This window comes from Robiginitalea aestuariiviva (genome assembly GCF_029537735.1).
Lineage (GTDB): Bacteria > Bacteroidota > Bacteroidia > Flavobacteriales > Flavobacteriaceae > Robiginitalea > Robiginitalea aestuariiviva.
This window is the reverse complement of record NZ_JARPUQ010000002.1, coordinates 487,536-513,775: the sequence shown is the minus strand read 5'-3', so window position 1 is coordinate 513,775 and position 26,240 is coordinate 487,536. Positions and strand designations below refer to the sequence as shown.

Sequence of the window (26,240 nt, the reverse complement as noted above, 5' to 3'; positions counted from 1 at the left end):
GCCTTATATTTTTTCCCACTCCAGGTGGCCGGCATACCGGTAAGCCACCCGGCCTTCCCCGTCCATGGCGTAGAGGAAGATCCACCCGTTGTCGCACAACTGTCGGATGCCCTGGTGCATGCCCAGGATACGACTCATCTGGTCTACCGGGGCCTCGATCACCACGCTCAGGCGCCGGGGTTCGTGCTGGAAGCGCTGCCCGTCGTGCACGGACTGCCAGGGCAGGCCTACCCTGAGGTCTCCCCCATAGCCTTCCAGGACACCCAGCCCCGCGACCACATTGTGCAGGGTCTTGTTCCCGGCACCCCAGGTCCTGGGGTCTACGGTGGAAGCGTAATATTGCAGGTTAATCCAGCTGGTCACCACCATGGGCGCGGTCATGATCAGTTCCAGGATTTTAAAGTCCGGGTCCTGTTGCCAGGTGTAGTTGTGCAGGAAGGCTTTGCCCTCCAGGTCCAGGTGGGCGGTACGCTCCCGGGGCGCCACCACAAAGGCGGAGCACCCGGCAAGGCCCCACTCGGGCCGGACCTGGGACCAGTCGCGGCTGCGTTGCAGAATCCGTTTGTGCAGGTTTCCCTGTTGCAGGTCCATCCGCAGGGCGCGCTCCGCCCGGGAGGCTTCCCCGGCCCGCTCCAGCGCAGCCCGGAGTTCCCGTATATCTTCGGTATGGCTTTGGGGCCATCCCCCTGCAGGGGTAAACAAGCTCACCCGGTCCGTGGTCGTATCGTGCAGGGCCGCCACAAATAAGGTGGCATCCGGCAGGTGTATACCCTGCTGCTGCAGGCCCTGTCGAACCTCCGGCTGGTTGAGTACCTGGGCAGCTACCCGGGCATTGGCCTCCCCGGTATGCCCGCCGCAGGCCCCGCAGTCCAGTCCTGTGGCATGGGGGTTGTTTACCGTAGAAGCGCCGTGGCCGGCAATGACCACCACCCGTCCAAAGCCTTCGGTCAGGGACATGGCCCTTAGGGCCCCGGCAGCCATGGCAATCCGGTCTTCCAGGGAAATTCCGGAGGTATCCGGGCCGCGGCCGGTGGCATCCAGGTTAATGGTCCGGGACCGGGATTGGGCGGAAGTCAGCCCTGCCTGGTCCGGGTGGGCCACCGGGCGGGTGAGCCCGAAGGTGTCCGTGAACAGTTTGGGGAGGTAGGCCAGGCCTACCGGACCTACAAATCCGAAGCAGGTGATCGCCCCCAGTTTAAAGGATTTCCAGGCCTTGGTCACATGCTCCATAAGCCTGCGTCTCCCGATAGCTCTTTGTTCGCTACCCTCGTCTTCCAGGGCTTCGTGTACGGTATGGGAAGGGGTGAGCAGTACCGGGCACTGGGCGGCAGCCTCGGTATGCGCCAGAGGCTTGAAGGCCACGGGGAAGGCAAAAAAGCCGGCAAAGCCCAGGGTTTCGGCCTCGGGGTGGGCGGCTTCCAGGTTCCTGCGGAATACCTCGGAGCGCACATCGATACAGCAGATCACCTGGAAGCGACCCTTCCGGGTTTCTCCGGGTTCCGGGGCCGGGGCGTGGAGTTTTTGAATCAGCTGGCGCTGGCTGGCCAGGTCAAAGGCCTCCTGCAGTACCAGTTCCAGGTGCAGGCGCTGCGCTGCACCGGAGTCCGGCTGGTCGAATGCCTTGCGGGCCTGGTGCCAGGCGTACTCCAGTTCGGGATAGGGCAGTAATTCCTTCAGGGCCATCTCCCACACCAGCAGGATACAGAGGAAGGTTTCGGCCATATGGCTTTCGCTGCCGGCCAGCCCGGCATCCCAATCCTGTCTGGCCGCGATACCCGCCCATCCCTTCAGCTGCATGAGCAGGGCGGTCAGGTAGGCTTCTTCCTGTGCCTCGGGCACCTCCAGGGCCTCCAGGGCCAGGGCTGCCGCCTCCAGAGGGTCGGAGGGCAGGTGCTTCACGAAGTTCCGGAATCCCTTAAGGCCCATGGCTTCAGGACTGTAATCCACCTCGGCTTCTTTTTTCCAGGCTTCAAACAGGGTTGCCCCTTTTCCCGCCGTATTCCAGAGGGCCTGGTTCTTATCGTAGTAGGCCCCGGCCCAGAAGGAGACCCGGTCTACCATAAAGCGAGCCCATTGTTTTCCCTCCAGGCCGCCGGCCACCTGGGCCAGGGTTTGAACCCCTGCCAGGGCCGGGGTTTCCTCGGCCTCCGTATAGAGCGCCTCAAGCAGGGTATCCAGATCCAAAGCTCTGCCCTTGGGCAGCCGCTCCAGGGCGCGGGCCAGGTCTTCCCGGGTTAAGCGGCCGGCTTCCAGGGCTTCCCGGTAGAAGGTCAGGGGCAGGGTGGCCCGAGCCCCGGCACTGTGCTGCATAAAGGCGGCGGCATCTGCAAAGGAACGCGCGGCCAGCCCCATGTAGGGGTTTACGGCCACAAAGTGCTCCAGGGCCCAGAGGGGGGCGATTTTTTCCGTCCCCTTGCTTAGGGTAGCCCGCAGGGCAGCGGCATCTTTTTGGGTCTTTACGTGGTGCATGGATTTAAGGAATTAGGAGTTTACAAGGGTTTTGGAGGGCTCGGGGCGTTGGGGTGCCGGGTCCAGGTATTCCCCGAAGGCCCGGGAATCTTCCCGCACCCGGAGGTTGGCCCATCCAAAGCGCTCGGGCCGCAGGGAACCGATCATTCGGTCAAAGATCACGTTGGCATAAAGTCCGTTGCGCAGGTGTACCCCAAGGGCATAGCCCCATCGGCCTGCCCGTATCCTGGGGGCCAGCAACTGGGCCATAACCGCAAGGGCAAAGGCGGTTACCACCACCATCACCGCCGTGCGGATACTCGCGTTGGGTACATAGGAAACCGGGATCTGGGTATGCAACAGGGCGTGGGCGCCCTGCTCAAGGCTAAAGAAGGCCAGGGCAACCATAAAGGCCATCCCGGAGGACAGGAGTACGGCCCTACCCGTTCCCGCAGAATCCAGGGTGGGGGCGATAATCTGGCTGAGTCCCATTACGATGATGGCCCCGGTAGCCATGAGGGTGAAATCCTGCTCCGGGTGTACGCCCCAGAGGTAACAGCAGCAGGCGTAGATGGCCAGGGCAAAGCCAATGCTGAGCCCGATACGCCCCAGGTTCCCCCGGCGCCGGGGCAGGGCTACCTTCCTGGCCCGGACCGAATCGATCACACTGCCCGAGGAGAGAAAGGCATGCGCTTTGTAGAAGGAGTGAGCCACCAGGTGGAGGATGGCAGCCGTGTAGACCCCGAATCCGCATATGAGCAGCATAAAACCCATGTGCGCTATACTGGAGTACCCCAGGGCCACCTTTACAGAGGGCTGAGTAAGGAAGACCACCGAGGCAAAGAGGGCCGTGAACCCGCCAATGCCGATCAGCATCAGGGAGGCCGTGGTGGAGGCACTCATCAGGAAGCTCAGGCGCACCATCAGGAAGGGACCGGCATTCAGCAGGCCGGCGTGCAGCAGGGCAGATACGGGGGTGGGGGTTTCCACCACCTCAATCAGCCAACCGTGTAGGGGAAACTGGGCCGATTTCAGGGCTGCGGTCAGCACCAACAAGGCCGTGGCCCAGGTCATGGATGGGTCAAGCGTGGGTTGTTCGGCCACCATACGGAAGATAGCGGACAGGTTCCCGGTGCCTGTTTCTGCATAAATGAGGGCTACAGCGAGCAACAGGCTCAGGTCGCCCAGCCGGGCGGCGATAAATTTCTTCCGGGCCGCGGCAATGGCCTGGGGCCGGCTGCGGTAAAAGACCAGCAGGTAGTGCAGGCAGATGCTGGTAACCACCCAGAACACCAGAAGCTGCAACAGGTTCCCGGAGAGGACCAGCAGCTCTACCGAGGCAATGGTGGTGGCCAGGCGTGCCATAAAAACGGACTTTCGGGGGTCGCCATCCAGGTAATTGGCACTAAAACGCAACACGATAAAGCCCAGCAGGGCAATCATCAGGAACATGGTGGTACTAAGCGGGTCCAGGCGCAGCGACAGGCCCAGGCCCGCACTGCCCAGCAAACCGGTCTCCCAGCTGCCCAGAACTCCAACCAGCAGGCTGCACCCGACAGCTATCAGGATCCCCAGGCCGCTGGTTAATGCCACGGCAGGGCGAGGCAGCTTCCTGCCCCTGTGGTACTGCCATAAGGCAGCCACAGCCAGGGCATACAACATCAGGGGAGCCATCCAGGAAGCAATTGAAAGAAATACTTTTAGCATGTTCATTGGATTTTGCCGGCAAAGTAACGGGGATTTATTTATTAATTTTTATTTATATTTTTAATATAATGCATAAATTATTATTTATTTCATGTTCTTAGACTTGTTCGTTAACCCCAGGAAGCGCGAACGCTACCCCTCTATTACCTGCACCGTGCGGTATATGTGGATTTATGAACGAGAATTACGACCTTTAGCCCGGTCTGCAAGGCCTGGATAGTATGCCTATACATGGAACAGAAGGAAAAACTCAAAGAGGTTGCATGGGTCTTTTTTAAACTGGGCTGCGTAGCCTTTGGTGGGCCGGCCGCTCACATAGCTATGATGGAAGAAGAGGTGGTTCGCAAACGCCAGTGGATGGCGCGGGATCACTTCCTGGATCTCATGGGGGCAACCAATCTGATCCCCGGGCCCAATTCCACAGAAATGACTATGCATTGCGGGTATGAGCGGGCAGGTAAAACAGGCCTGTTTTTAGCCGGCATTTGTTTTATTTTTCCCGCCGTAATACTTACCGGGATCCTGGCCTGGCTCTATAAAGAATACGGCGCGTTGCCCGAAGTTGCTCCTTTTGTTGCCGGGATTAAACCCGTTGTTCTGGCCATTATAGCAAGTGCCATCTTCAAACTTGGCAAAAAGGCGCTGAAAAGCGTGCCCCTGGGAATCCTGGGGGCGCTGGCCCTAATCGCCACCCTGGCCGGCGTACACGAAATCCTGGCACTACTGGGGGCTGGAGTGGCAGGGGCACTCTTCTTTTATGCACGGGCTGCAGGCAGGTCCCGTATGCACCTGGCCTGGCCACTTTGGCTATTGCTGCCTACCCTGAACCAGGTAAACCAGGCAGGAACATTCAAAGTTTTCTGGGCCTTTCTGAAAATAGGGGCTGTATTATATGGCAGCGGCTATGTACTTTTTGCCTACCTGGATGCCGAGGTGGTAACCCGGGGCTGGCTTACCCGCCAGCAATTGATGGATGCCGTAGCCGCGGGTCAGTTTACCCCGGGCCCTGTGCTATCCACAGCGACCTTTGTAGGGTTCCAGATTCAGGGGGTTTGGGGGGCTTTGGCGGCCACAGCAGGTATTTTTCTTCCCTCTTTCCTGCTGGTGTGGTTGCTGAATCCACTTATTCCCAGGCTTCGCCAGTCCCCATTGCTCAGTTACTTTCTGGACAGCGTAAATATTGCTGCAGTTGCCGTTATGGTTGCCGTGCTGCTGGCTATGGGAACGGAAACCCTGGCAGATGGCCCATCCGTGATTATTGCCGTTATGGGTTTGCTGCTGACCTTTGGGCCGTACAAGTTAAGTAGCCCCTACCTCGTTCTGGGTGGAGCGTTGCTGGGGTACGTCCTGAATTGGATCTAAAATCCGCAATTCCCCTTGCCACGGCCAAAAAAGTATTTAGCTTTAACACTGGGCTCTTTTCGGGTCCGCTAATTCACTAATAATCCGGCTAAATGAAGAAATTCCTATACATCCTGGGCGCCATTATTCTTGGGCTAATGGCTGTCCTTACCTTCAATACCCTGCGAATGACCTCCCGCCAGGTAGCCCCTCAGGCCCTGGATTTACCGGAAATCTCCGAGGCAGACTTTGCCCGCCTGGGCGGGGCTGTCCGCTTTCCGACCATTTCCTACAACGAAGATGCCGAACCTGACTCTGCAGCCTTCCGGGGCTTCCACCAGTACCTGCGCGAAACCTTCCCCAGGGTCCACCAGCAGCTGGCCCTGGACACCATAAACGGCTACAGCCTGCTGTATACATGGGAAGGCTCGGACCAGACCGCCAAGCCCGTAATCCTGATGTCGCACCAGGATGTGGTTCCCGTAGACCAGCCCACCCTGGAAGACTGGGAAGCCGGCCCCTTTGAAGGCCGGGTTACGGACACCCACATTATCGGGCGGGGCACCCTGGACGACAAGGTATCCCTGATGGGCATCCTGGAAAGCGTGGAACGGCTGCTGGCCGAGGGCTTCCGGCCCCGCCAGACCCTGTACCTGGCCTTCGGCCACGACGAGGAAGTGGGCGGGGGCAACGGGGCTGCCCGGATTGCAGAACACCTGAAAGCCATGGGGGTGCAGGCCGCCATGACTCTGGACGAAGGCGGCTTCCTGGCCGAGGGCATTGTGCCCGGCGTAGAAGCCCCGGTGGCCATGGTGAACCTGGCGGAAAAGGGCTTTGCCTCCTTCCGCCTGATTGTGGAAACGCGGGGCGGGCACAGTTCCCAGCCACCCCGCGAGAATACGATCGGGATGCTGGCCCAGGCCATCGTGGACCTGGAAAATAACCAGCGGCCCTACAAGCTGGTGGAGCCCATCACCTACCAGTTTGAATATCTGGGGCCGGAACTGCCCTTTTTAAAGCGCATGGCCTTTGCCAACCCCTGGCTCCTGAAGAAACCCATCCTGAAAGCCCTGAATGCCCATACCACTACGGCCCCCACCATAGTGGAGGGCGGGGTAAAAAACAACGTAATCCCCACGGTGGCCGAAGCCACTATTAATTTCCGTATCCTGCCCGGGGAAACCGTATCCTCGGTACAATCCCATATTGAGGCCACCATTAGCGATAAGGTGCGGGTAGAACCCGTGGGCTTCCTGACGGACCCCTCGCCCGTTTCCGAAATTGACTCGGATGCCTTCCGCACCCTGGAACAAACCATCCGCTCTGTCTTTCCCGATGCCGTGGTAGTCCCCGGCCTGGTAGGCGGGGGCACCGACGCCCGGTATTTTTATGACCTCTCGGATGAAGTGTACCGGTTTTACCCCATCCGCATCGACTCGGAAGGCTTAACCCGCTTCCACGGGATAGACGAAAAAATATCCAAGGAAAACTACGCGGAAGTCATCCGCTTTACCCATGCCCTGATCCGGGCCCTGAACCAAGACCCGCAAACCCCATGATCCTATCGACCACCCCTACCCTGCAAGACCGGAACATTACCGGCTACAAGGGCATTGTAACCGGCGAAACCATTATTGGCGCCAACATCTTTAAAGACATCTTTGCCGGCATCCGCGACATCGTTGGCGGGCGCTCCGGCTCGTATGAGCGGGTACTGGCCGAAGCGCGCCGCAATGCCCTGGACGAAATGGCCGAAGCCGCAGCTAAACTGGGCGCCCATGCCGTGGTGGGCGTAGACCTGGATTACGAAACCCTGGGGGCCAACGGGGGCATGATCATGGTAACCGCCTCCGGGACGGCCGTTACCCTGGAATAAGCCTATGGACCCCAAGCAAGAACACTGGGAAGCGGTCTACCGCCATAAGCCCCTTGAATCGGTGAGCTGGTACCAGCCGGTACCTGAAACCTCCCTGGCCTTCTTTCAGAACCTGGCCTTGGGGCCGGATGCGGCCCTGATTGATGTGGGCGGGGGAGACAGCCTGCTGGCAGACCACTGGCTGGACCTGGGGTACCGGCAGGTATCGGTGCTCGATATTTCACCCACCGCCCTGGAACGGGCCCGGCAACGCCTGGGCAACCAGGCTTCGCAGGTGGAATGGATCTGTGCGAATGCCGCCCATTGGACCCCCACCCGCTCTTACGATTTCTGGCACGACCGGGCCGCCTTCCATTTCCTGACCGCTGCCGAAGACATACAGAACTACCTGGACATCGCGACCAACCACATCAAACCTGGTGGCTATCTCTTGCTGGGTACCTTTTCGCAGGATGGGCCTGAAAAGTGCTCGGGCCTGCCGGTTACCCGCTATGCCGAGGCAGACCTGAAAGCCCTGCTGGCACCGCAATTTGAATGCGTGTCCTGCAGGCAGCCCATCCACCAAACCCCTTCGGGGGCCCTGCAGGCGTTCCTGTTTTGCCTGCTGCGGAAGACGCTTGGATAACCCGGGCTGCACACGCCGTTTTCATGTAACATAAGTTACATAACTTCTTGATTTACTTGTTGTTACAAATGACACAAATCATTGTACACAGTCTATTCCCCTCATACTTTTGAGCCGTAACCTTTAAATCTTACGGTCATGAAAAAGAACATCCTAGGCCTGGTTTTACTGGCCATGGTCTCTCCCGTACTTGCCGCACAGGATCAGGATCGCGATCGCATCCAGGATCAGGACCGGACGCATTTCGTTGCCCTGAATGGAGAAATGCTCCAGCTCCGGGACCGGGCGGAAATCCACCTGCGAGAAAAACAAATGTTAACCGACGGCACGGTACTCTATCCGAATGGCAGTTATGAAGCCCCGGACGGGAAGCGCTACAAGCTCCGCAATGGGGAATGCCTGGACGCAGACGGGATCCTGTACCGGAACGAATTGCAGTATCGCAATAAGGTACAGCAGGAAAACCAGGGCCTGAATCCCAACCAGGTCCGCGAACGCAACCAGCAACGAATGCAGTATACCTTTATGGACGGTAACGTCTATCAGGTCCGGAACCAGGAGCAACTTCGCCTGCAGACGGCTATGCGCCTGGAAAATGGGGCCACCGCATACCCGGACGGCACCTACCAGCTGCAAAACCGCGAACGCAAAACCCTGCAAAACGGGGAATGCCTTACGCTTCAGGGCGAAGTATTCCGCAACCTGTTTCAGATGCGTAAACAAATGCTGCAACGCAAGCAGATTCAGGCCAGGAAAATGCTCCAGAAAACACCCGCTGGCCCTATGACCAACGCAAAAAAGAAAACCACCTGAACCTGAGACAGACTCCGGAAGGAAGGGTTATACGCTTACCCTTCTCTTCCGGGCTTGCTCTGCAATTCCTTTCCCATGAACCTTCGAACATTCCTGGCCCTTGCCCTGATCTGGGCAACAGGCCTATCGCTTAGCGGACAGCAATTAAAAGTCCCCGATGCCGCCCCCAGGGAAGCCCAATTCTCGTATACCATGGCGGAGGTGAGTTTTGTAAGCGATGCTGTTTTCATGGGACGCCGCGATACGGTTGCCGCCCCTTACCTTTTGCCTTCTTTTGGGGTTTACCACAAATCCGGTTTTTTTGCAGATGCTTCCATTTCCTACCTACTGGCGGCAGGTGAAAACCGGATAGACCTGGCACTGGTGTCTGCCGGCTACTCCACGGCCGGGGAGCGCTGGAGCGGAGGGTTGTCGGCCACTGCCTATTTTTTTAGCACGGACAGCTACAATGTGCAGGCCGAAACCTCGGCCAGCCTCACTGCCCTGTTGGGATATGATTTTAAAGCGGTGGAACTCCTGGGCAGCCTGAATGCCTATTTCGGGGCAGAACAAAGCACCGACCTTTTTATGGGGATAACCCTCCAAAGGAATTTCAGCAGTGCGAACCTGCAATGGCATTATCAACCCCAGGTTTCGCTATATGCCGGGTCTCAGCACTTTTATCAGGCGTATTACAATACCAGCCGGCTGGGCAACCGCAAAGGCTCAGGTGCCGGCAGCCGCAACGCCACCCAGGCCCTGACCCTTGCCGACGCTACCCGTTTCAGGATCCTGAATATAGAGGCCGGAATGGCGATTGATTATTTTACGGGGCATTGGATTTTATCACTGAACCCCTACTTGGCCCTGCCGCAAAGCCCTGCCTCCCTAACCGGGCCGGACATCAGCTATACCGAGGCCCTGGAACCCGTATTCTATTTTACCACCGGGATTTCCTTCTGGTGGTAGGTCCTTCAGACATGGATACTGCCTGAATTAAACAACGGCTGGTTGCCGTCGAAAAGGTTTGAAGGGAGACCCAGCCACCCGTTGACCCACCCGGGCCGGAAAAATTCCGCGTCCGGGTGTTCCCGTTTATTCGTATTGTTCAAACCAGTGAAACTGTTCCTTGATGATACGGTCCTTTTCTGCCTGTACGTATTTCAGGTAGGCCTCTGCCGTTGGGGACAACTTTTTGGCTTTCAGCCAGATCAGGTTCCAGTGGGTGGTAATGGGCAGCCCTCTGTAGGGAATGATTTCCAGTTCTGCGTTGCGCAATTCGTTTTTCAGGCCAATCAGGGGCATGATGCTGTAGCCCAGCCCTGCAATCAGGGCCTGCTTGAGGGCTTCATTACTGGTAAGTTCCAGCTTCTTTGAGTTCTCGAACCCGCCCTTATCCAGGAATGCTTCCATGGCCGCCCGGGTAGCCGACCCGGATTCCCGGTAAATTAGCGGCTGCTTCCGGAAGATATCCGATTTGGCCATGCGCGACGGTTTTTTTCGACGGGTGCCCCCTACCAGGAACAGCTTATTGCGCATCAATTCTACCCGGTTTACCTTCAGGTGATCCGGCAAAACGGAAACCATGGCAAAATCCACCTCGTTGTCTTCCAGGCTCCGAATGACCTTGGCCTTATTGGTTACGTCCATAACGAGGTCCACCCCGGGGTGTTGTTCCATAAAGTCCGAAAGAAAATACGGCATCACGTATTTGGCCGTAGACACAATGGTTATCCGCAACCGCCCCGCAATATGTCCCTCAAAGGCGTGGGTCTTATAATTGATGGCCTCTACCTGATTTAAAATTTGTTCGGCGGACCGGGCTATTTCCTTACCAAAATCCGTGATATACAGCTTGCGTCCTACCACTTCTGTAAGGGGAATGGAAAACTGATCCTGAAAATTTTTCAGTTGAATGGAGACGGCTGGCTGAGTGAGGTGCAGCGCCTCAGCAGCCTTTGTAACGCTCTGTAAATTAGCGATATGATAGAATATATTGAGTTGATTGAGAGTATAATTCATAATTATATTTAATATTTTTCATCATAAATATAAATAAAAATATATTAAAAAAAGACCACACCTTTGCCCCGATCAAAAAATTATTCCATGGCTGAAATACTAGAAGCACCTGCCCGGAAAACCCGGGAACAAACACGGCAACGGAAGGTAACCTACACCGTAGTAAGCCGTCCCGCCACCACCGTTCGCAAAACCGGCGTATTACTGGCCTGGGCCGGGCTTACCGGCCTGACCGCCTTCTCCTGGTTTACCGGGGGATTGTTTTTTACCGAACTCCTGATCGTGACCGCCCTGGGCTTCCTGCTGGGGGCCGCCCACCTGCAGGCTTCACGAAGCACCATTCACACCGAAAAATCCGTATAAGACATGAGCGTTAAAACCGAAACCCAAACCGAAGTACAACTCGTTCGGGGCACTTTTACCCCCTCCGAAGCCTACGATTTGATGCTGGGGCTGATTGACGAGAAAATCAACTTCCACAAACTGCAGCGCCTGCGCTGGTGTGAAGGCTACTTTAAGGCGGACACCTCCTATGCAGATACCCGTATTGCAGAGCTGGAAGAAGAAAAGCAAAAAGTCCGGCAGTACATCCGCGAAGCCCGTGAATCCGGGCAGCTGGTCCGCATCAGCGGGCGTGTGGAACTCACCCTGGATACCGAAAATTAACCCACGTTCCCAGCCTGCATATACCGCATGGACCTCCACCTGCTGGCAGACAATCTGAGCAATCCTGCCCTCCTGTTTTTCTTCCTGGGGATCCTGGCCGTCCAGCTCAAAAGTGACCTGGAAATCCCGGCCAACTCCTCCAAATTCATTTCTCTTTATTTATTATTTTCGATTGGCTTCAAGGGAGGGCAGGAATTGGCTCACAGTCCTTTCAGCTGGGAAATCGTGTGGTCCCTCCTGCTGGGAATCGCCCTGGCCATTGCGGTGCCCCTGTATGCCTTCCTGATCCTGCGCCGGCGATTCAGCGTAGCCAATGCCGGTGCCATTGCAGCCTCCTACGGGTCGGTAAGCGCCGTAACTTTTGTAACGGCCATTTCCTTTCTCGAAATCGAAAACATTACCTACGGCGGGCACATGGTGGCCGTGATGGCCCTGATGGAGGCCCCTTCCATTGTGGTCGGTGTCCTGTTGATTGCCCTCTTCGACAAGAAGAACGGCAGTGCCCTGAGTCTGCCCCAGGTCTGCAGGCATTCGCTCACCAACGGGAGTGTCCTGCTGATCCTGGGCAGCCTGCTGATTGGCCTGCTGGCCAGTGAACACCAGGCCCAGGGCATTGCCCCGTTTACCACGGATATTTTCAAGGGCTTCCTGGCGGTTTTCCTGTTGGATATGGGCATCAGCAGTGGTTCCAAACTCTCGGCCCTGGTCAAAAAGGGTTGGTTTGCCCTCCTGTTCGCCATCCTGGTGCCCCTGGTCAATGGCTGCCTGACCGTACTGGTCACCTCTGCCTTCCTGAGCAACCCAGGGGACCGGTTCCTCTTTGCCATCCTTGCTGCCAGCGCCTCCTATATTGCCGTACCCGCAGCCATGCGGCTGGCCGCCCCCAAGGCCAATCCCTCCCTCTATCTTCCAATGGCCCTGGCCATTACCTTTCCCTTTAACATCACCCTGGGCATGCCCCTGTATTTCTACCTGGTGCAACTTACCGCCTAAGCGCCTGGATTCCTTAATCGCCTGGGGCGGTATTTACATTCCAAAACATCCAGAACCCATTGATTTACAGGGATGTGAAACTGATTTTTGTCATGTTTTAAACGGATGGATCGGGCTACCTTGAGGTTATAAATTCTAACAGCCATGAGACCCAAGAAGAACCCCCAAGCAGATTTGAACAGGGATAGCGGCCTGTACTTTGTTATCGGGCTTGCCGTAGTGCTGTTCGCCACCTGGAGGGCGCTGGAGTGGAAGTCTTACGACAGCGTCCAGGAAGAGATCATACAACTGGTACAGGTAGACAACCTGGATGAAAAAGTACCGGTTACCGAGCAGTTCCGCACCCCACCCCCACCTCCGCCCCCGGCAGCCCCGGAAGTGATTGAGGTGATCGAGGATACGGAAGAGATCGAAGAGACCGTGATCGAAAGTACGGAAATCAGCCAGGAGACCGTAATTGCCGATGTAGACCTGGAGGCCTCCGATATCGATGTCCTGGAAGAAGAGGAAGAAATCAGTGTGCCCTTTGCCATCATCGAGGAAGTTCCCGTGTTCCCGGGCTGTGAGGGCCTGTCCCGTGCCGACCAGCGCACCTGCTTCCAGGAGAAAATCCAGGAACATGTCGCCAAGAATTTCCGGTATCCCGAAACCGCGCTGGAACTGGGAATCCAGGGCAGGGTATATGTGATGTTTGCCATCGGTACAGATGGAAAGGTAACCGATATCGTTACCCGCGGCCCGGACCGCATCCTGGAACAGGAAGCCAGGCGCATTATCGCGTCCCTGCCCCAGATGACGCCGGGAAAACAGCGCAGCAGAAAGGTAAAAGTCCCCTATAGCATTCCGATCAATTTCAAATTGATGTAAATTCGGGTCAAACCGAAGTGCCGTGTGGGCTAAAATCCTGATCGTTCTTTACATCCTTCTGGCAATCTCTATTGTCATAAGCCTCCTACTGAATGGTGTTCGACCCTCGAAGACATTGGCTTGGCTGTTAGCCATATTCACCATTCCGGTAGGAGGCATTTTTTTGTACCTGCTGGTAGGGCGGAACCGCCGCAAGCAAAAGGTTTACCAGCAGGTGCGCAGGGCCCCGCCCACGGAATCGGGGCAGGCGTCGCCCCCCTTTCTGAAAGCGGACAGCCCTAGTGGGCGGTTGCACCGCCTGCTGGCCTCCCAATCCGGCTTCCCCATTAGCGCGGACAATGAAGTAGGCCTGCTTAAGGACGGGGCAGAAACCTTTACCCGGGTGTTCGAAGCCCTGGAGCAGGCCCGGGAAACCATCCATGTACAGTACTATATTTTTGAGGAGGGGGAACTGGCCGAACGCCTGCTGCACTTGTTTGTGGAGAAGGAAGCCCAGGGGGTACAGGTCCGGCTCATTTACGACAGCGTAGGCAGTTATTCCCTGAGCCCCTCTTACCTGAAGCGGCTGCGCCAGGCCGGCATCGAGGTGTATGCCTTCCTCCCGTTTCGCCTGGGGAAATTCCTGACTTCCGTGAATTACCGCAACCACCGCAAAATCATTGTGGTAGACGGAAAAGTGGCCTTTACAGGCGGCATCAACATTTCAGATAAGTACCTGAAGGGCGATGCAGATCTGGGGATGTGGCACGACATGAACCTGATCCTGAAAGGCACGGCAGCCGCCCACCTGGACACGGTCTTTATAAACGACTGGGAATTGGTTACCCGCAAAAAAATACCCCTGCCCCAGTTCCCTTCCCCTGCGCCTGGCGGGAAAGCCACCGTGCAAATCCTGGCCAGCGGTCCGGACGACGACTTCCCGCTTATGGAACAGCTTTATTTTTCCCTGATCAACCACGCCCGCCACCACATCTACATCACCAATCCCTATCTGATCCCCAGCCAGGCCATTCAATTGGCCCTGCAAACCGCAGCCCTGGGCGGGGTGGATGTGCGTATCCTGGTTTCGGCCAAGGCCGACAGCGCCCTGGTGTCCTGGTGTGTGCGTTCGTATTTCCAGCGCTTTCTGAAGAGCGGCGTAAAAATCTACCAGTACCCCCAGGGGTTCCTGCACAGCAAGTGCATTACGGTAGACGACCGTATCTGTACCGTGGGGACGGCCAACATGGACAACCGTAGTTTCCAGCACAATTACGAGGTGAATGCCTTGATCTATGACTCCCAAACGGCGATCCGCCTGCGAGAGGACTTCCTAGCGGATAGCGCCAAAAGCATCGCATTAGACCTGGAGTCCTTCAGCCAGCGGCCCTGGACCCATAGATTGCTGGAAGGGGCCGCACGGACGCTGAGCCCGGTATTATAGCAGGGATCAGTAAGCGTGGGCTTCCAGCAGTACTTGCTGCCCGGCGAGTTCTTCGGTAATCAGGTCGATGAAATCCCGGATAGCACGCTGGGTATTGTTGGGTTCGGAAATCAGGACCACAGAACGCCAGATCAGGTTACGGGCTTTGCCGGGGCAAACGCAGTACACCGAAGACTCCACGTAATAATCCGTATCGATTTCGTAATAATCCCGGTCGTAGTACACCCCCTGGTGCAGGATGTAATCTTCGTTGAACTGTTCGTAGGATTCTCCCAGTTCCCGGATCTTCCGCCTCAGGGTGGTATGGGTCTCGGTGCCAAGTACTTTGGTAAAGAGAATGGCGTCAAAGTCCTTCTCAATCAGCTGGGCCTCCACCTGGCTGAGTTCCTCCTCGGAGCGTTCGGCGGAGGTAAATTCCACGTCGAAAAGGTCGATGCTTCTCATCGTTTCGATGCCTTCGTCCTCAAAAATTTCCTGCAGCCGGCTTTCAAAGGCCTCCCGTACGCGCATATCCTGGGTAAGGCCCACCACCAGCAGCTTCTGGGAATTGAACAAGACAACATCGGGGTCCTTATAGGAGCTCTCCAGGCGCACAGTGCTGCAGCTCACAGCCAACAGAATTACGGCGATCCATCCCAGGTATACTATCTTTCTCATGGCGTTCGTTTTAGGCGGTATCCCCATTCATACGGGACCCGATATAATCATATAATCTGCGTTTCCATTCCAGCATGCCGGCTTCCAGCTCCAGAAGGCCCGAAACATCACTGGCATCCAGTTCAAGGAGGCGTCGTTTCCATTGCTCTGCCTCCTCCCGGTATTCAGCCAGGCGCTCAAAGGTATTCATGGAAGCCTTCTCAAAGAGATGGCCTTGCAGCAAACGCATTACAAAATCCAAATCGGCCAGCAAATGTTTCCGGCCAATGGGGTCGGGTATGTCATTCCGGTAGCCTGGTTTCATGGCATATACCTTTAGCATACCTTAAGGTACCCCTATTTCAATAACCCCGCCATGATACTTGTCAGTCTTTCAGGGAGTAACGGGCCAGACCTGGCCGTGTTCCGGCAATGCGGCCTCCCACCCCAGCTGGTCGCGCAGTTTTACCCGCAGGGTATCGCGGGCGGTGGCTTCCCCATGCACCAAAAAGACCTGCCCGGGCGGGCGCTCCAGGGCCGAAACCCACCAGAGCAATTCCCGTTGGTCGGCATGGGCAGACAGCACCTCCAGGTGGCGCACCTGCGCCGCCACAGGAATGTATTTCCCGAAGATTTTCAATTCACTTGCCCCATCAAGCAGGTTTCGGCCCCGGGTGCCTTCCGCCTGGAAGCCCACCAATACCACCCGCGTCTGCGGGCGGTCCAGCAGTTGGCTCAGGTAGGTAAGCACCCGCCCCCCGGTAAGCATGCCGCTGCCGGCCACCACTACCTTCGGCCTGGGGTCGTCCAGGGCTTCCCAGGTTTCCCGGTAGTGCCTAACATAGTCCATTACCTGACCCATAGCTCCCAACTGCGCCTGCGGCAACCGGTGCCAGTCCGGGAAACGCGAGAACAGGGACCATACATCGATCCCCATCGGGCTGTCTATATAAATAGGTAAGGGCGGGATGCGGTTGGAAGTGCGCAATTGCCACAAGAGGTACATGACCGTCTGCAGGCGTTCCACGGCAAAGCTCGGGATAATACAGGTGGCACGGTCCCGGACGGCCTGGCGGATTTCCGCCGCCAGCAGCTCCCCCGGGTCTGCTTCGCGATGGCATACGTTGCCATAGGTACTTTCCAAAAGCAGCACGTCTGCTTTTACCGGTCGTTCAGGCGGGAACAACAGGGCATCCTGCGGCCGCCCGACATCCCCCGAAAAGACATAGCGCCGCCCGGCATGCTCCACCTCCACAAAGGCCGCCCCCAGGATATGCCCGTTGTACCGGAATCGAAAGCGGACTCCTGGGGCCGCCTGACTCCAGTGATCCAGGGGCACGGCACGCAAAAGGGGGAGGCACAGGGCCACATGGTCCGTGGTATAAAGGGGTTCGGGTTTGGCATGACGGCTATAGGCTTCGGCCGCTGCCTTTTCGGCTTGTTCTTCCTGGATTTTAGCACTGTCTTCCAGCACAATGCGGGCGATCTCCAGGGTAGGCGCCGTTCCATAGACCGCCCCTCGGAAGCCGTCGCGCACCAGACGCGGTAACAGCCCAACATGATCCAGGTGTCCATGGGTGAGTACTACCGCCTGCAGGGTAGATGGATCTTCGGGCCAGGGGGCCCGGTTCAGCAACCGCCTCGCCTTAAGGCCCTGGAACATCCCGCAGTCGATCAGGACCCGGGATTTATCCGCCTCCAGCAGGAATTTGGAGCCGGTAACCCCCCCGGCTGCCCCCCAGAAATGAATACGTGCGTGACTCATGGTGCTACAGTTTGCTGGCACAGTTCGCTAAATTCCTCCAGGATGCGCGCCTTCCGTTCCCGGGATACCCCCAGGTGGTCCAGGAAATACGGGGCCTTCAGGAGCTCGCGCCCCAGAACAATTTCCCGTTCCAGCAAAAAGGCCTTTTCCCGGCTGCTCAGCAGCATACTCACCGTAATAGGGTACAGGCGGTGGCGGTCAATCCGGTCCTTAAGGCTGGCCCGCCTGGGGTGATTCCAGCTCAGCAGGTAAAGGCCCGCGCATTTGCCATAGGCTAGGGCATCGGCCGTAAAGCGGGTGTTGGTGACCACCCAACCGGGCTTCAGCCGCGTACCTTCGGGATGGGCCGCGGCCATATCCCGAAACCGGGAATGGATGTACAGGGGAATCTTTACGGTGCATTTGCGCCCCTCATCCGCATGGAATTTGCACTCAATGGGCGTAACCGAATGCCCGTTGCGGGCCACCACATCTACCTCGTGGCTTACGCATCCCCCGCGGAACACCACATTGGTTTCGGCCTGGTAGCCTGAATGGTTCAGCAGGGCTGCTATGAATTTTTCGAAGGGAAACCCCGTAGGGCCCAGTTCGTATATGGCCCGTTTGAGTTTGTAACGGGAGGCGTAGCTGCTGCGGTGTTCCCGCAGTAAGGCAAAGGCCCGGTTATGGATTTCCCGGGTACTCATACCCGGATATACTTCCCCGGCTACCTTACGCACAATAGCGTCCACCACACTGGCTTCCGCCCCACTGTGACTCAGGGAACGGCGCAGCTTGGTTTCGGAAAAAGGCGCTTCGTCGCCCGAGGATTTCCGGATAGCCGGCTTCCGCCCTTTTTTCCCGCTCATGATCGGTGTTCAGGAATTATAATACTCCCGGACCAGGGCCCGGAACTGGTTTTCCGTCATGCTATCGGCAGGAAATACGTCCCGTACCCGGGCAGCCAGCAGGGGATGGCAATCCTCCAGGTACCTTTTAAATTGGGTGTTGGTCCCGGCCGGGCCGTAAAGCACCACCTTGCCGGAATCGGCCAGGCGGGTGGCCAGGTCCTGGTAATAGCGCTGCAGCTGTTGCTTTTCACGGGCAGTGTACTTGCTGTCGTGCACCACCTGCTGCGGTCCCCAGCGGGTTTTGGAACGGGAGCCGCCCCTGGGGTTGAGGAATTCCACCTCGGAGTTTACCGTCTCTAGGGTTTCGTGCTGGTCTTCCAGATACACCAGGTGGGCCTGCTGCCGGTCGATCCAAATGCCTGTATTTTTCATGATCCTTTGTTTTTCTGATGAGTAAGGTGCCTCCTTTACGCCGGAGGCAAAACCAGTAAGGGAATCCGGGTGTGGAACCCGATCTGGTCTATGAGCGGGGTCACCAGCAGGTTTTCCAGGAAGGTATGCGGGTTGCGCACCAGGACCAAAAGCTGTATGGGCTGCTGCCGGGCAAAATGGTTAATGGCGGAAACCAGTTGGTCCTCTTCCTGTTCGTGCCAATGGACATCCACCCCCTTAAGGGCTTCCTCCAATTGTTGGCGCCCCTGCCGCCCCGCCTCGGTCTGGTCCCTTGGGGTGTAGGTGTGCAGGATGTGCAGCCGTGCCCCGGCCTGTTGCAAAAGTGTGCGCAACACCTGCAGCGGCAGGCGGGCATAGTCCGCTTTGTAATCGGCCGGAAAGAGGACCTCTTCCAGGGCCGCAACCCGGGCCTGCTCCGGGATGATTAAAACGGGCACCCCGGCTTTGTGAGCCACCAGGGTAGCGTGGGTCCCCAGCAAAACCTCCTTCGCTCCCGTAGCCCCCTGGGTTCCCATAGCGATCAGGTCCAGGTCTTCCTTACCCACCATATCGTGCAATTCCGCATCCAGGGAGTTAAAGGCCGCATGGATCATAAAGCGGTGCCTGGGGTTGCTGTCCTTTGCCTTCAACCGGGCCTTAAAGGCCTCCAGGGTATCCAGCACCCGCTGCTGGTAGAAATCCCCCAGGCCAATCTGGCCCGGGCTGTGCAACAGGTACTCGGCACGGAAGAATGAAGGGGTATAGGTGTGTACCAGGAAAAAGGTACAGGTCATATCCCGGAAAAGCTCCAGGGTATAGAGGGCAGCCTTTTCGGCAGGAAGGGAAAAATCCGTGGGGATGGCAATGCGCATTTCCATAGCGTAAACTTCTGATATACCTAAATTTAGGCATATTATACGAAGTAGCCTATGATTTTGGTCATTGGTGCACCTACCCCGGAAGGCGTACTTTTAACGCCCGGAAATTTCCTTTACCATGAAAGCCTCCTTTTCCACCCTCGTCCAATCCGAAACCCCGGTACTGGTCGATTTTCACGCAGACTGGTGCGGCCCGTGCAAAATGCTGGCCCCTGTCCTGAAACAGTTGAAAGCCCGGCTGGGGGACCGTATTAAAATCATCAAGATCGACGTAGACGGCAACCCTGCAATTGCCAGCCAGTACCAGGTACGCGGGGTACCCACGCTCATCCTATTTAAAGCAGGTCAGGCGGTATGGCGCCAGTCCGGCGTGCTGCAGGAGCCGCAACTCTACCAGGCCCTGGCCCCCTATCTTTAACCTGGGTACGGATCAGGGAAGCCGGCGAAGCATGGCTACCATAACCCCAAGGAAGACCACATTCTTAATGATGTACTGGCCCACCAGGGTAAGGCCATAGGGGAATTGCGTAAAACACAATTCCGGGAAGAAAAACAATGGGGTAAAGGTCAGGACAATGTGGACGATAGCTGCCGTTAGGGCACAGCGCCGGCAAATGCCGACCATAAGCAGGATGCCTATGGCAAATTCCCACAGCGCCAGCAGGACCAGTCCCAGCCCGGCACTGATCGTCCCGAAGGTCAGCGCTTCAATGGTATCGCCGGCCAGGGCCTCTGCCGGGCTCAGACCCGGGAAAAATTTCAGAGCCCCGAACCAGAGGTACACGAGACCCAGGCCGCGGGCAATAAAACCGAAAGAAGGTGCCTGATTGGTCTTGGAGGTAGAAAGGATTCGCATGGTTGTTTGTTTTTAAGGGCGGAAACTACGGGCTTCAACAGGCCCAACATATGACAATCATCAGGTTTGGGGGTCCTTTTTTCCATCGTTAACCCTTTGTTAAACACTTATTTGCCATTTTTAAGGAAATAGGTCATATCCCAGGGGGTATTGGCCATCTGAAATCGCGGGATTTTAACCTGCCGGGAGACTAAAATCCGTTGAACCCCTTACCTTTATAAGACTGAGGGCCGGGCGGGCCATGAGATATATCATGCGAAATGGCCTTGCCATCGCCTAATTTTATCCCTTCAGGACCTTTTCAGATGAAACCCCAATATACCATACCCCTGTCCGGTTTGCTCTGCCTGGGCCTTCTGGCAGGTTGCGGCAAAAAGGACAACGGGATCACCCCGGAAGTACAAGACATTACCGAAGCGGTCTATGCCTCCGTGACCATACAGCCGGACAGCATGTACCGCGTATACGCCTCTGTGGGCGGCATCCTGGAACAAAACCTGGTACAGGAGGGCGATACCGTAATGCCTGGGGATGCCCTGGTGCAGATTGCCGCCGATGCCCCCGAGCGCTACCGGGAAAATGCCCGCCTGCAAATGGAGTGGGCCGCCGACCAGTACAAGGGGGAAGCCAGCCCGCTTCGGGATTTGGCATCGCGCATCCGCCTGGCCGAACTTACTTACAGGGACGATTCCTTGAATTACGACCGCCAGCGCAAGTTATGGGCCCAGCAGATCGGATCCCGGGCAACCCTGGAAGCCCGGCAGCTGGCCTATGAGCGATCCCAAAGCCAGCTGGAGCAATTGCGTAGCGAATACCAACGCAAGAAACAGGAACTGCATACAGCCATGGTACAGGCCGAAAACCAATTTCGCGCCAGTCAGTCCGACGCCGCACAATTCCGGTTGCGCAGTAAGATACGCGGGCGGGTTTATGCCCTCTACAACGAACCCGGAGAAGGGGTATCCCCCAGCCAGCCCCTGGCTATGGTGGGCAGCCCGGACACCTTCCTGGCAGAACTTTTGGTGGACGAGGTGGATATCGTCCGCCTCCGGCCCGGGCAGGACGTGGTCCTGAGCCTGGACGCCTATCAGGACACGGTCTTTCAGGGTTTTGTGGCCCGCATCTACCCGGAGAAAGATGCCCGCAACCAGACCTTCCGGGTAGAGGCGCGGTTTAATACACCCCCTGCAGTATTGTTCCCGGGCATGTCCGGGGAGGCCAATATCATTGTGGCCACCCGAACGGATGTCCTGACCATTCCCCGCAATTACCTGGTTGGGGCCGATAGCGTTCGAACTGCAGCCGGCCTCAAAAAAGTTTCCCTGGGCTTGCAAACCCTGGACCGGGTGGAAGTCCGTGAAGGGCTGGAGGCAAATACCCGCATCCTGAAACCCGACCCATGAAACGATTTACCCTGATCCTGAGCATTGCGCGCACCCACCTGCTCACCAAGATGAAGTCTACGGTAACGGCTGCCCTGGGGGTCACCTTCGGGATTGGCGCCTATATTACCCTGGTGAGCTTTATGACCGGGCTCAACCAGATGCTGGACAACCTGATCCTGAACCAGACTCCCCACATCCACCTGTATAATGAAGTGGAGCCCTCCGCCCGGCAGCCTGCTGCCCGCCTGGAACCCTACGCTTCGGACCTGCTGCAGATCCACTCCGTAAAACCTAAAAAAGGACAGCTTAAAATTCACAATGCCCTGCCCATCCTAAAATCCCTGAAGAACGATGCCCGGGTGCTGGGCGCCAGCCCCCAGTTACGGGCCCAGATCTTTTACCTCTCCGGGTCCCAGGACCTGGGCGGGGTGCTGGTGGGCGTGGATGTACTCGAAGAAGACCGGCTTTCCAACCTGGGGGATTATTTTATTGAAGGGACCCCGGAGGCCCTCCACCGTTCGGATAACGGCATTGTACTGGGGGCAGGGCTGGCCGAGAAGTTTTCCCTTTCTCCGGGCGACCGCATTCAGGTAAGCACCCCGGACGGCGGACTTTTCCCCCTGCAGATCGTGGGCCTGTACCAGAGCGGGCTGGCAGACATCGACAACAGCCAGAGCTTTGCCAAGCTGCAAACGGTACAACAGGTGCTGGGGCAACCCGCCAACTATATCACGGACATCAACATCAAGCTGCACCAGCTGGACCTGGCCGTGCCCATGGCACGGGAACTGCAAACCCGTTTCGGGGTCAGGGCCCGGGACATTCAGGAGGCCAACGCCCAGTTTGAAACCGGAACCAGCATCCGCAACCTCATTACCTATGCGGTGTCCATCACCCTGCTGATCGTAGCCGGGTTCGGGATTTACAACATCCTGAACATGCTGATTTACGAAAAGATGAATGACATTGCCATTCTGAAAGCCACCGGGTTTTCGGGCCGGGATGTGCACCAAATCTTCATGAGCCAAGCGCTGATCATTGGCTTTGCCGGAGGGGCCGCCGGCCTGCTGATCGGCTTTGTGCTTAGCCGCATTATCGACAACCTCCCCTTTGAAACGGAGGCTTTGCCCACCATAACCACCTTCCCGGTAAACCAGAACCCCTGGTTTTACCTGATTGGGATAACCTTTGCGCTGGTATCCACCTTTGTGGCCGGATACCTGCCCGCTGCCCGGGCCCGAAGGATAGACCCGGTCCGGATTATCCGCGGAAACTAAACCCATACCATGAACCCGGTCCTGGAAGCACAACATATCGATAAATACTTCACCAAACCGGTGGAATTCCACGTGCTGAAAGACATCAATTTCAAAATTCAGCCCGGGGAGTTTGTGAGCATCATGGGTAAATCCGGTTCCGGGAAGTCTACCCTGCTCTATATCCTCTCCACCATGGACACGGATTATTCCGGTTCTCTCTTCCTGAACGGGGAATGCCTGACCGGGCAATCCCACCACCGCCTGTCGGCCGTGCGCAACGCCCATATCGGTTTTGTTTTCCAGTTCCACTATCTGCTGGGGGAATTCAGTGTTTTGGACAACGTAATGCTGCCTGCCCTGAAACTGGGGCGAAAGCCCGTTGAAGCGATCCGGGAGGATGCCCTGGCCAAGCTGCGGATGCTGCATATCGAGCCCCTGGCGCATAAGCGGGCTTCCCGCATCTCCGGGGGCGAAAAGCAACGGGTGGCCATTGCCCGGGCCCTGATAAACGACCCCGTTATCCTGATGGGGGACGAACCCACCGGAAACCTGGATAGTTACAATTCCGAAAATGTGTTTCAGATTTTCCGGGAATTGAAGGAAACCCGCGGGCTTTCCCTGCTGATTGTGACCCACGACGAAGATTTTGCCCGGCGCACAGACCGCACCCTGTACATGGAAGACGGGCGGATGCTCAATGGTGGCTAATCCCGGGATTCATGGCGTTGCAGCCGCAGTCGCAACTGCCGCATTTCCTCCTGCAGGGCTTCCATCCGGCCCAGCAACTGCTCTATGGCCTGCAACCCAGGCACCCCGATTTCCAGATCCCGGTGCAGACGCACCAGGCGCTCCAGACGGCGCAGGTCCCTGCGGTGGATGGCCGGGCGGGAATTGAAGTGTTCAATCCGCACCAGCTCGTATTCCTCCAGCAGGAATACAAAGGCTTCTTCCAGGGCATGCCCGCGGCAAAAATCCGAAAGGTGGATGTATTTTTCGCTTTTCATGGGATCAGGTTTCAGTCTGTTTCAGTTGCTCAAACAAGGCCCGTTGTTCGGGCGTCAGGGAAGTGGGCAGCGCTACCTCAAAAGTGAGCACCAGGTCCCCGAAGATCCCTTCTTGTTTGTAGAAGGGAAATCCCTTGCCCTTAAGCTTCACCCGGGTACCGTTCTGGGTATGGGGCTTCACGGTAAGTCGGGCCTGGCCGTCCAGGGTTTTTACCGTGATTTTCCCACCCAGTACCGCTGTAGTGAGTGGGATGCGAACGGTTTTATACAGTTGCGGACCTTCTCTTTGGAAGGGGGTGGTGTTGCGCACGGTAAAGCGGATATACAGGTCTCCCGCCGGCCCCCCGTTTACGCCGGGCGCCCCATGGCCCTTGATGCGGATCGTCTGCCCATCCTCAATCCCTGCGGGGATGGTTATACGAATCTTCCGACCCCCCAGGTCCAGGGTGCGCTGGTGGGTGCGATAGGCATCTTTGAGGTCCAGTTCCAGGCTGGCCTGAAGGTCCTGCCCCCGGTACCCCATGCCCCGGCCCCTGCGGGAATCCCCAAACCCGCCAAACATGGACGAGAAGAAGTCCGAAAAATCGCTTTCCGGCCCGCCACTGTACGTATACTGGCCGTACTCCGACCGGGCAGACCTGGCCTTCCGGGCCTCTTCAAAAGCCTCGGCTTGTTCCCAGTCCTTTCCGTACTGGTCATATTTTTTACGTTTTTCAGGGTCGGAAAGCACTTCGTGGGCTTCGTTCACCTGTTTAAACTTGCGTTCGGCTTCTGCATTGCCGGGGTTCAGGTCCGGGTGGTATTCCCGGGCCAGTTTCCGGTACGCCTTCTTGATGTCCTTTTCACCAGCGCCTTTGGACAGCCCTAACACCTTGTAATAGTCTATAAAATCCACGTCACAAAAGGATTAAATTCCATGTAATACCCAGCTACTGCCGCAGTACCGCCGGCAGGTGGGCCAGTAAGGTAATCACCCCTATCCCCATCAGCAGTACCAGCACAAAACCCCGGAATTGTTCCTGGCTGATACGCTCCAGGATTTTCTTGCCTGCAAAGGTCCCCACTATACTGATCACGATCAGAAAAGGCACCAAATACAGGTCGTGCTTATGTATATACCCATTGCCCGCATAAACCAGGGTACGGCTCAGGTCGATGCCCAGGTCTATGACAGCCGAAGTGGCAATAAACCGTTCCTTGGGGAGGTTAAAAGCGGTCATTACCGCACCCCGTACCGCACCTCCGGTACCCAGGATACCTGCCAGGAAACCGGAAAGTGCACCCCCGGTTACGGCATTGCGGCGGGAAGGGTGCACCCGAAGTTCCCGCTTTAGCAGGAAAACCAGGGCAAAAACCAGCAGGAATACCCCCAGCACCAGGCTCAGGGATTCCGGGTCTACCCACTTGCTAAGCCAGGCCCCTGCAGCCACGAGTACCACGGCGGGAATCCCGAGGTACAGCAGGAGGGTCCGGTCTATGCCCTTGCGAAAAAACCCGATTTTACTCAGGTTGCTGGAAAGGTGATACAAGGCCGTAATGCCCAATACGGACTGGAAATCCATAAAGAAATTGGCCATGGGCACAAAATAGACCGACGAGCCGAACCCGCCAACCGTCCCCAGGACTTCGGCCAGCAGCGCCAGCAACAGGAACCAGGGAAGGGACCGGCTGAGCATGGACTTCCAATTATACCAGAAAGATAGTCCGAATCCCCAGAGAAAGCGCTGATTTTTATCATGCGCCCCACCGGATCATCCCAACGCATAAAAACCTGATAAAGGTTTGGCGGGGAGTAAAAAATGGGGTTATATTTGTGCCGCTTATTCCCGGCCACGTGGCGGAATTGGTAGACGCGCTACCTTGAGGGGGTAGTGTCCTCAGGACGTGCTGGTTCGACTCCAGTCGTGGTCACTTAAAGCGCAAACCCCGCTCTCAGATGAGAGCGGGGTTTTGTTTTACCGGGACCCGTCAAAAGCTCGCTTTTGTAAGGGAGACGGAAAAACAAAACCGCACCGCGGTACGCGGTGCAGGGTTTGCATTTTCAAATGCGGGCGCATTCTGGAGCACCGAGCGAAGCGAAGGTACTCCAGTCCCGAAGGGCAGGTGAGCACCGAGCGAAGCGAAGATACTCCAGTCCCGAAGGGCAGGTGAGCACCGAGCATAGCGAAGGTACTCCGGCACGGAAGGACGCAGAGGAACCGAGCGAAGCGAAGGTACTCCAGCATGAAAATAACATACAGGGCAGGGCCGTATCTTGTTCCCCGGGGGTTAGAGGGGGCCCCATAAGGCCGGAAGGACGCGGAGGCACCGAGCGAAGCGAAGGTACTCCAGTCCCGAAGGGCAGGTGAGCACCGAGCAAAGCGAAGGTACTCCAGCATGAAAATAACATACAGGGCAGGGCCGTATCTTGTTCCCCGGGGGTTAGAGGGGGCCCC

General features: G+C 57.0%; 28 protein-coding genes and 1 tRNA gene. 16 read left to right on the top strand and 13 right to left on the bottom strand.

From position 1 onward, the window contains the following. Positions 1 to 3: 3 nt before the first annotated feature. Both OZ410_RS09075 and OZ410_RS09070 read right to left on the bottom strand, forming a co-directional pair. Positions 4 to 2,469, bottom strand: a complete 2,466-nt coding sequence (locus OZ410_RS09075) for a YbcC family protein (protein ID WP_277707632.1) — start codon at positions 2,467 to 2,469, stop codon at positions 4 to 6. A gap of 12 nt (positions 2,470 to 2,481) precedes the next feature. After that, positions 2,482 to 4,155 (bottom strand): proton-conducting transporter transmembrane domain-containing protein, encoded by a 1,674-nt coding sequence (locus tag OZ410_RS09070; RefSeq protein ID WP_277707631.1) that lies wholly within the window; start codon positions 4,153 to 4,155, stop codon positions 2,482 to 2,484. 231 nt (positions 4,156 to 4,386) lie between these two features. On the opposite strand from OZ410_RS09070, the gene chrA reads away from it, so the two are divergent. The 6 genes from chrA to OZ410_RS09040 all read left to right on the top strand — a co-directional run bounded on the left by chrA (position 4,387) and on the right by OZ410_RS09040 (position 9,758). After that, positions 4,387 to 5,517 carry a chromate efflux transporter gene (chrA, locus tag OZ410_RS09065; RefSeq protein ID WP_277707630.1) on the top strand — a complete coding sequence of 377 codons (1,131 nt, stop codon included), beginning with the start codon at positions 4,387 to 4,389 and terminating at the stop codon, positions 5,515 to 5,517. Positions 5,518 to 5,609: 92 nt separating this feature from the next. Next, the gene (locus OZ410_RS09060) at positions 5,610 to 7,055 is read left to right on the top strand and encodes a M20 family peptidase (RefSeq protein WP_277707629.1); all 1,446 of its coding nucleotides are present in this window, start codon (positions 5,610 to 5,612) and stop codon (positions 7,053 to 7,055) included. After that, positions 7,052 to 7,372 (top strand): heavy metal-binding domain-containing protein, encoded by a 321-nt coding sequence (locus OZ410_RS09055; protein ID WP_277707628.1) that lies wholly within the window; start codon positions 7,052 to 7,054, stop codon positions 7,370 to 7,372. Before OZ410_RS09060 ends, OZ410_RS09055 begins: the two co-directional genes overlap by 4 nt. Before the next feature lie 4 nt (positions 7,373 to 7,376). After that, a complete protein-coding gene (locus OZ410_RS09050; RefSeq protein ID WP_277707627.1) occupies positions 7,377 to 7,997 on the top strand; it encodes a class I SAM-dependent methyltransferase in 621 nt (206 codons plus the stop codon). A gap of 138 nt (positions 7,998 to 8,135) precedes the next feature. After that, positions 8,136 to 8,810, top strand: a complete 675-nt coding sequence (locus tag OZ410_RS09045; RefSeq protein ID WP_277707626.1) for a DUF6799 domain-containing protein — start codon at positions 8,136 to 8,138, stop codon at positions 8,808 to 8,810. Positions 8,811 to 8,885: 75 nt separating this feature from the next. After that, on the top strand, positions 8,886 to 9,758 hold the full coding sequence (locus OZ410_RS09040; protein WP_277707625.1) for a hypothetical protein: 873 nt from the start codon (positions 8,886 to 8,888) through the stop codon (positions 9,756 to 9,758). Positions 9,759 to 9,884: 126 nt separating this feature from the next. Here OZ410_RS09040 and OZ410_RS09035 read toward each other — a convergent pair whose 3' ends face one another. Further along, positions 9,885 to 10,811, bottom strand: coding sequence for a LysR substrate-binding domain-containing protein (locus OZ410_RS09035; protein ID WP_277707624.1), 927 nt, complete (start codon positions 10,809 to 10,811; stop codon positions 9,885 to 9,887). 87 nt (positions 10,812 to 10,898) lie between these two features. On the opposite strand from OZ410_RS09035, the gene OZ410_RS09030 reads away from it, so the two are divergent. The 5 genes from OZ410_RS09030 to cls all read left to right on the top strand — a co-directional run bounded on the left by OZ410_RS09030 (position 10,899) and on the right by cls (position 14,760). Then, positions 10,899 to 11,174, top strand: coding sequence for a hypothetical protein (locus OZ410_RS09030; RefSeq protein WP_277707623.1), 276 nt, complete (start codon positions 10,899 to 10,901; stop codon positions 11,172 to 11,174). A gap of 3 nt (positions 11,175 to 11,177) precedes the next feature. Continuing rightward, positions 11,178 to 11,477, top strand: coding sequence for a hypothetical protein (locus tag OZ410_RS09025; RefSeq protein ID WP_277707622.1), 300 nt, complete (start codon positions 11,178 to 11,180; stop codon positions 11,475 to 11,477). Positions 11,478 to 11,504: 27 nt separating this feature from the next. Beyond that, positions 11,505 to 12,470 carry a sodium-dependent bicarbonate transport family permease gene (locus tag OZ410_RS09020; RefSeq protein ID WP_277707621.1) on the top strand — a complete coding sequence of 322 codons (966 nt, stop codon included), beginning with the start codon at positions 11,505 to 11,507 and terminating at the stop codon, positions 12,468 to 12,470. A 144-nt stretch (positions 12,471 to 12,614) separates the two neighbouring features. Beyond that, the gene (locus tag OZ410_RS09015; protein ID WP_277707620.1) at positions 12,615 to 13,337 is read left to right on the top strand and encodes an energy transducer TonB; all 723 of its coding nucleotides are present in this window, start codon (positions 12,615 to 12,617) and stop codon (positions 13,335 to 13,337) included. 22 nt (positions 13,338 to 13,359) lie between these two features. Next, entirely contained in the window at positions 13,360 to 14,760 is a 1,401-nt protein-coding gene (cls, locus tag OZ410_RS09010; protein ID WP_277707619.1) for a cardiolipin synthase, read from the top strand. Positions 14,761 to 14,766: 6 nt separating this feature from the next. On the opposite strand, the gene OZ410_RS09005 is transcribed toward cls, so the two are convergent. From OZ410_RS09005 to OZ410_RS08980, 6 genes are all read right to left on the bottom strand, one after another. Continuing rightward, positions 14,767 to 15,417, bottom strand: coding sequence for a hypothetical protein (locus OZ410_RS09005; protein ID WP_277707618.1), 651 nt, complete (start codon positions 15,415 to 15,417; stop codon positions 14,767 to 14,769). 10 nt (positions 15,418 to 15,427) lie between these two features. Beyond that, positions 15,428 to 15,721: a hypothetical protein gene (locus OZ410_RS09000; RefSeq protein WP_277707617.1), complete on the bottom strand. Its 294-nt coding sequence runs from the start codon at positions 15,719 to 15,721 to the stop codon at positions 15,428 to 15,430. A gap of 69 nt (positions 15,722 to 15,790) precedes the next feature. Beyond that, positions 15,791 to 17,161: an MBL fold metallo-hydrolase RNA specificity domain-containing protein gene (locus OZ410_RS08995; RefSeq protein WP_277707616.1), complete on the bottom strand. Its 1,371-nt coding sequence runs from the start codon at positions 17,159 to 17,161 to the stop codon at positions 15,791 to 15,793. Next, positions 17,158 to 18,009 (bottom strand): ATP cone domain-containing protein, encoded by an 852-nt coding sequence (locus OZ410_RS08990; protein WP_277707615.1) that lies wholly within the window; start codon positions 18,007 to 18,009, stop codon positions 17,158 to 17,160. Before OZ410_RS08990 ends, OZ410_RS08995 begins: the two co-directional genes overlap by 4 nt. Positions 18,010 to 18,018: 9 nt before the next feature. Then, positions 18,019 to 18,423, bottom strand: a complete 405-nt coding sequence (locus OZ410_RS08985) for a hypothetical protein (protein WP_277707614.1) — start codon at positions 18,421 to 18,423, stop codon at positions 18,019 to 18,021. 35 nt (positions 18,424 to 18,458) lie between these two features. Then, a complete protein-coding gene (locus OZ410_RS08980) occupies positions 18,459 to 19,301 on the bottom strand; it encodes a universal stress protein (protein ID WP_277707613.1) in 843 nt (280 codons plus the stop codon). A gap of 118 nt (positions 19,302 to 19,419) precedes the next feature. On the opposite strand from OZ410_RS08980, the gene trxA reads away from it, so the two are divergent. Continuing rightward, positions 19,420 to 19,719: a thioredoxin gene (gene trxA, locus OZ410_RS08975; RefSeq protein WP_277707611.1), complete on the top strand. Its 300-nt coding sequence runs from the start codon at positions 19,420 to 19,422 to the stop codon at positions 19,717 to 19,719. A 12-nt stretch (positions 19,720 to 19,731) separates the two neighbouring features. Here trxA and OZ410_RS08970 read toward each other — a convergent pair whose 3' ends face one another. Continuing rightward, positions 19,732 to 20,157 carry a doxx family protein gene (locus OZ410_RS08970; RefSeq protein ID WP_277707610.1) on the bottom strand — a complete coding sequence of 142 codons (426 nt, stop codon included), beginning with the start codon at positions 20,155 to 20,157 and terminating at the stop codon, positions 19,732 to 19,734. Between the two features lie 305 nt (positions 20,158 to 20,462). On the opposite strand from OZ410_RS08970, the gene OZ410_RS08965 reads away from it, so the two are divergent. The 3 genes from OZ410_RS08965 to OZ410_RS08955 are packed head-to-tail and all read left to right on the top strand — an operon-like array spanning position 20,463 to position 23,509. Continuing rightward, the gene (locus OZ410_RS08965) at positions 20,463 to 21,560 is read left to right on the top strand and encodes an efflux RND transporter periplasmic adaptor subunit (protein ID WP_277707609.1); all 1,098 of its coding nucleotides are present in this window, start codon (positions 20,463 to 20,465) and stop codon (positions 21,558 to 21,560) included. Beyond that, positions 21,557 to 22,819 carry an ABC transporter permease gene (locus tag OZ410_RS08960; protein WP_277707608.1) on the top strand — a complete coding sequence of 421 codons (1,263 nt, stop codon included), beginning with the start codon at positions 21,557 to 21,559 and terminating at the stop codon, positions 22,817 to 22,819. Before OZ410_RS08965 ends, OZ410_RS08960 begins: the two co-directional genes overlap by 4 nt. Before the next feature lie 9 nt (positions 22,820 to 22,828). Continuing rightward, the gene (locus OZ410_RS08955) at positions 22,829 to 23,509 is read left to right on the top strand and encodes an ABC transporter ATP-binding protein (RefSeq protein WP_277707607.1); all 681 of its coding nucleotides are present in this window, start codon (positions 22,829 to 22,831) and stop codon (positions 23,507 to 23,509) included. Here OZ410_RS08955 and OZ410_RS08950 read toward each other — a convergent pair. From OZ410_RS08950 to OZ410_RS08940, 3 genes are read right to left on the bottom strand one after another with little or no spacing between them, the layout of a single operon-like run. Continuing rightward, positions 23,506 to 23,805, bottom strand: coding sequence for a chaperone modulator CbpM (locus OZ410_RS08950; RefSeq protein ID WP_277707606.1), 300 nt, complete (start codon positions 23,803 to 23,805; stop codon positions 23,506 to 23,508). The genes OZ410_RS08955 and OZ410_RS08950 overlap by 4 nt on opposite strands. 4 nt (positions 23,806 to 23,809) lie before the next feature. Then, complete coding sequence (locus OZ410_RS08945) at positions 23,810 to 24,700, bottom strand: J domain-containing protein (RefSeq protein ID WP_277707605.1); 891 nt, start codon at positions 24,698 to 24,700, stop codon at positions 23,810 to 23,812. A 34-nt stretch (positions 24,701 to 24,734) separates the two neighbouring features. Next, positions 24,735 to 25,481 (bottom strand): sulfite exporter TauE/SafE family protein, encoded by a 747-nt coding sequence (locus tag OZ410_RS08940; protein WP_277707604.1) that lies wholly within the window; start codon positions 25,479 to 25,481, stop codon positions 24,735 to 24,737. Between the two features lie 152 nt (positions 25,482 to 25,633). On the opposite strand from OZ410_RS08940, the gene OZ410_RS08935 reads away from it, so the two are divergent. Continuing rightward, positions 25,634 to 25,716 (top strand) — tRNA-Leu (locus tag OZ410_RS08935). Positions 25,717 to 26,240: the final 524 nt, after the last annotated feature.

Bases quoted from the DNA above. Each gene is read 5' to 3' on its own strand.
- OZ410_RS09075 (WP_277707632.1), bottom strand. From the start codon at position 2,469: ATGCACCACGTAAAGACCCAAAAAGATGCCGCTGCCCTGCGGGCTACC.
- OZ410_RS09070 (WP_277707631.1), bottom strand. From the start codon at position 4,155: ATGCTAAAAGTATTTCTTTCAATTGCTTCCTGGATGGCTCCCCTGATG.
- chrA (WP_277707630.1), top strand. From the start codon at position 4,387: ATGGAACAGAAGGAAAAACTCAAAGAGGTTGCATGGGTCTTTTTTAAA.
- OZ410_RS09060 (WP_277707629.1), top strand. From the start codon at position 5,610: ATGAAGAAATTCCTATACATCCTGGGCGCCATTATTCTTGGGCTAATG.
- OZ410_RS09055 (WP_277707628.1), top strand. From the start codon at position 7,052: ATGATCCTATCGACCACCCCTACCCTGCAAGACCGGAACATTACCGGC.
- OZ410_RS09050 (WP_277707627.1), top strand. From the start codon at position 7,377: ATGGACCCCAAGCAAGAACACTGGGAAGCGGTCTACCGCCATAAGCCC.
- OZ410_RS09045 (WP_277707626.1), top strand. From the start codon at position 8,136: ATGAAAAAGAACATCCTAGGCCTGGTTTTACTGGCCATGGTCTCTCCC.
- OZ410_RS09040 (WP_277707625.1), top strand. From the start codon at position 8,886: ATGAACCTTCGAACATTCCTGGCCCTTGCCCTGATCTGGGCAACAGGC.
- OZ410_RS09035 (WP_277707624.1), bottom strand. From the start codon at position 10,811: ATGAATTATACTCTCAATCAACTCAATATATTCTATCATATCGCTAAT.
- OZ410_RS09030 (WP_277707623.1), top strand. From the start codon at position 10,899: ATGGCTGAAATACTAGAAGCACCTGCCCGGAAAACCCGGGAACAAACA.
- OZ410_RS09025 (WP_277707622.1), top strand. From the start codon at position 11,178: ATGAGCGTTAAAACCGAAACCCAAACCGAAGTACAACTCGTTCGGGGC.
- OZ410_RS09020 (WP_277707621.1), top strand. From the start codon at position 11,505: ATGGACCTCCACCTGCTGGCAGACAATCTGAGCAATCCTGCCCTCCTG.
- OZ410_RS09015 (WP_277707620.1), top strand. From the start codon at position 12,615: ATGAGACCCAAGAAGAACCCCCAAGCAGATTTGAACAGGGATAGCGGC.
- OZ410_RS09005 (WP_277707618.1), bottom strand. From the start codon at position 15,417: ATGAGAAAGATAGTATACCTGGGATGGATCGCCGTAATTCTGTTGGCT.
- OZ410_RS09000 (WP_277707617.1), bottom strand. From the start codon at position 15,721: ATGAAACCAGGCTACCGGAATGACATACCCGACCCCATTGGCCGGAAA.
- OZ410_RS08995 (WP_277707616.1), bottom strand. From the start codon at position 17,161: ATGAGTCACGCACGTATTCATTTCTGGGGGGCAGCCGGGGGGGTTACC.
- OZ410_RS08990 (WP_277707615.1), bottom strand. From the start codon at position 18,009: ATGAGCGGGAAAAAAGGGCGGAAGCCGGCTATCCGGAAATCCTCGGGC.
- OZ410_RS08985 (WP_277707614.1), bottom strand. From the start codon at position 18,423: ATGAAAAATACAGGCATTTGGATCGACCGGCAGCAGGCCCACCTGGTG.
- OZ410_RS08980 (WP_277707613.1), bottom strand. From the start codon at position 19,301: ATGGAAATGCGCATTGCCATCCCCACGGATTTTTCCCTTCCTGCCGAA.
- trxA (WP_277707611.1), top strand. From the start codon at position 19,420: ATGAAAGCCTCCTTTTCCACCCTCGTCCAATCCGAAACCCCGGTACTG.
- OZ410_RS08970 (WP_277707610.1), bottom strand. From the start codon at position 20,157: ATGCGAATCCTTTCTACCTCCAAGACCAATCAGGCACCTTCTTTCGGT.
- OZ410_RS08965 (WP_277707609.1), top strand. From the start codon at position 20,463: ATGAAACCCCAATATACCATACCCCTGTCCGGTTTGCTCTGCCTGGGC.
- OZ410_RS08960 (WP_277707608.1), top strand. From the start codon at position 21,557: ATGAAACGATTTACCCTGATCCTGAGCATTGCGCGCACCCACCTGCTC.
- OZ410_RS08955 (WP_277707607.1), top strand. From the start codon at position 22,829: ATGAACCCGGTCCTGGAAGCACAACATATCGATAAATACTTCACCAAA.
- OZ410_RS08950 (WP_277707606.1), bottom strand. From the start codon at position 23,805: ATGAAAAGCGAAAAATACATCCACCTTTCGGATTTTTGCCGCGGGCAT.
- OZ410_RS08940 (WP_277707604.1), bottom strand. From the start codon at position 25,481: ATGCTCAGCCGGTCCCTTCCCTGGTTCCTGTTGCTGGCGCTGCTGGCC.